The sequence below is a fragment of the Emticicia sp. genome (genome assembly GCF_049241225.1).
In the GTDB taxonomy this organism is placed as follows: domain Bacteria; phylum Bacteroidota; class Bacteroidia; order Cytophagales; family Spirosomataceae; genus Emticicia.
Window position 1 is genome coordinate 5,421 of the sequence record NZ_JBMLRC010000119.1, and the last position, 3,164, is coordinate 8,584.

General features: G+C 39.7%; 3 protein-coding genes. All 3 read left to right on the forward strand.

Annotated elements, in window-relative coordinates:
• Positions 1-375: hypothetical protein (locus ACOVO2_RS07290; RefSeq protein ID WP_421769338.1), on the forward strand; the 375-nt coding region annotated here is incomplete at its 5' end.
• 36 nt (positions 376-411) lie between these two features.
• Entirely contained in the window at positions 412-2,100 is a 1,689-nt protein-coding gene (locus tag ACOVO2_RS07295) for a S8 family peptidase (RefSeq protein ID WP_421769339.1), read from the forward strand.
• Between the two features lie 462 nt (positions 2,101-2,562).
• The coding region (locus ACOVO2_RS07300) for a hypothetical protein (protein WP_421769340.1) at positions 2,563-3,164 on the forward strand (602 nt) is incomplete at its 3' end.

The window sequence follows — 3,164 nt, forward strand, 5'->3', positions numbered from 1 at the left end:
CATTGTAAAAAATATTACGTGAGAGCCGCTAAAAAAATTGACGGACAGAAAGAGTACGAAGATTACATCAATTCGCTCATTGCAAAGCAAAGTGCAGCATCGGCCAGTTCGAGCAGTAGTTCGGCTCCGACAGCATCGGCATCGAAAGCCCCACTCAAAGACATCACCATTTATTTGGTCAATAAATCAGATAATAAAATTGACATCGTCATTCATTCTGCCAAAGGTGGCTCCAAGCAAATAACCTCGATTAATGGCCGTACGAGAAGAGCCTTTAGTGCTGAGGTTGGCGGAAAAGTTACCAATGGCTCAGGCGGACTACTAACCATGATTGGTGCCGAAATGAACAAACAAGAAGTTATTATTGCCCAATAAAAGATTAGCGTATTAACCTAAAAAAACTTAATAATCATGAAAAATTATATCTTTTTATTCTCTTTACTACTAATAACTGCGGCTTGTCGGGAGTCTGATTTGATGGTAGATTCGATAGAAATTCAAGCAAAAGATGCTGTGAAAAAAGAGTATCTTTCGGAAGATGAATTAAATATTCGCATGGACCAGTTGGCTATCAAAAATAAAAATCGTTTTAACTGGAAACTTGCTGATGATGAGATGCTTTACGCTGGGCTAAAGCACGCACAAGATAAAGATATTCTTATGGTTGGCTATGGCCCACAAAACCAGAAAGACGAATATGCGTGGGATTTAAACCAAAGCAAATCGAAGGAGTTTTTAGAGATTCGAGCGGCGGTACTAAAATTAGTTTTTGAAATTGAATCAAAATCAAATAAGAAACTCAAGAACCCCGAAGACCTTGTGATTGCTGAAAGCAAAGAAATGCCCAATTTTGATTTAACCGTAACCGAACTCGAAACCATTCAAGCTCTAAGAAAATCGGGTTTGGTAAGGTACATGGAAGTGGCATATATTCCCGAAAATTACCTGAAAGACGATGGTAAACCAAAACAAGGCCGACTGATACCCAATAATTTTGGTTGCGGACGCTACTGGGGTGTTACAGGTCAGCAGCTCGGGTATGACTATTATGAGCGTTTCAGACAGAGAGTATCTTGGCAGTTATACGACCACGAGGTTATGTCTGCCTGGAATACGGGAGCCACTGGTAGAGCTGCTTCTGGTAAAAGATTTACAATTGGCTACATCGATACGGGTCTTTCATCGGCTCAGCCAATCATGAATCAAAACTTTGCTTCTGGTTCAGAGTCGGCTGGCCGACAAGTATATTCTTTTTGCTCAATTCCTGATGGCCGTGGAGGAGTACTATCGCCCGAAGATGACTGTGGGCATGGTACGTGTTCGGCATCAATCGGTACATCTCCCGCTTATGATAACAAACTAATCGGTGTGGCCTTCAAAGCCAATCTTGTTTCGGTAAAAGGAGCGTTTGATGTTGTGCTTTCCGAGCATCAAGAATATAGAGGGGTAGCCAATGCTTTTTCGGGTTTAGGCTCTTTGAATGTGGATATAATTAGTATGTCGATGGGAACAGTTGTAGTGCAATCTATTTTTACGCCAGACTCTTATACGGTTGATATAAACACGATTATTGATGGCGTGAAGTTTGCCAAAAATAGAAATAAAATTATTTTCTGTGCGGCAGGAACACTCAATAGGTACAGCTATAATCACCCACTTAAAAATATAATTATTTTTCCTGCCAACATGAACGAAGATGTTTGGGCGGTGACAGGCGTTACTCGTCAGACTGATTTTAATTCGAATGGAATTCCGCTAAATCAATACCGAAATATCAGAAACTGTACGGAATGTTTTCACCATCCAGATGTAGATTTTGGTGTTGTCAACGAGAAATTTACGCACGCCGCAACTAATATGCTGGCATTGCAAAAAGCCAGTAGCGATGTTCCAACTCAGTTCGGAGGTTCGTCTTCGGCAACTGCCATGATGTCGGCAATGGTGCTGTCGGTATGGTCGAGGTACCCAACTTTAACCGATGACCAAATCATGCGTCATATCATTCATTACTCAACACACCCACAAAATCGTGATAGTAGAGTAGGGCATGGCTTGCTGAATATGTATGAAGCCACCAGATACGCTACACCAGTATATTAAAATCTTTAGGCTGAGTAAGGTAAGAGAGGGGGTAATTGTAAGAGTTAGGACGTATCATTCGTTCTAACTCTTTTATCTATAATTATCAATATTGGCGACAGACGAGGCTGAGCAAATATCAAAGTTTTGAGTTCCGAAGGAATGACCTGTTTAGTCATATTGGTCGTTTCTACGGAACTCATTTTTTTTGAAATCAACATTCTCTCCAACATCGGTCTCCAATATATTTAGCCACAATGGGCATTTTTATTCCAAAATTCGAGATTAGTCATGTTTTTGTTTCGATTTATGTTTTCAAAACAACACTTCGTGGAGTATTTCTAGCACTTCGTAAAGTCGAAAAAAATATTTGAGTTTCATGCTATTACTTTGAATCATCAAATCAACAAAAGCACCTTTGTGTAACGTTGGTGAGTAATTTATTCAAAATTATCATTCAAAGTAAAATGTAATCGCAATAAGATGGAAACTTCAAAATCAGTAGTAAGATTCACGAATTATAGACCCGAATATTATTCTGCTCTCAAATCGTTGATGCAACTTTGTTATGCTGATATGGGTGGAGCTTGTGTAACCGAAGAAGAAATTTTGTTGTTGTCGGAGCTTTATCCAGAAGGACAAATTCTCTGTTTTGTAGATGATGTTCTGGTGGGTGGTCTGACATCGAGAGTTGTGCCGTTTGAGAAATACAGCAAGTCACACACGCAAGAACAAATTGCCGATATCGATACTTTCATTGAAGATGCTCGCACAGGAAACGCCATTTATGGGTTAGATACTTTTTCGCACCCTGATTATGCCCATCTTCGGGTTGGTCGTAACATGACCAAAATATTTTGTGAGCAAATTCAAAAAGATAATTTTGAGTGGTTAATCGGGGTATCGAGGGTTTCCTCATTTATCAATTATCCAGAACTTTCATTGAGTGAATATGTTTCGAAAGTTGTTAGCCGTGAAATCAGAGACCAAGCTCTTAGCTTCCATTTATTAACAGTAAACACCGTGTTGGACTTGGCAGAAAACTTCAATTCTGATGATTTGCCTTCTCGGGGTTGTGGCGTAGT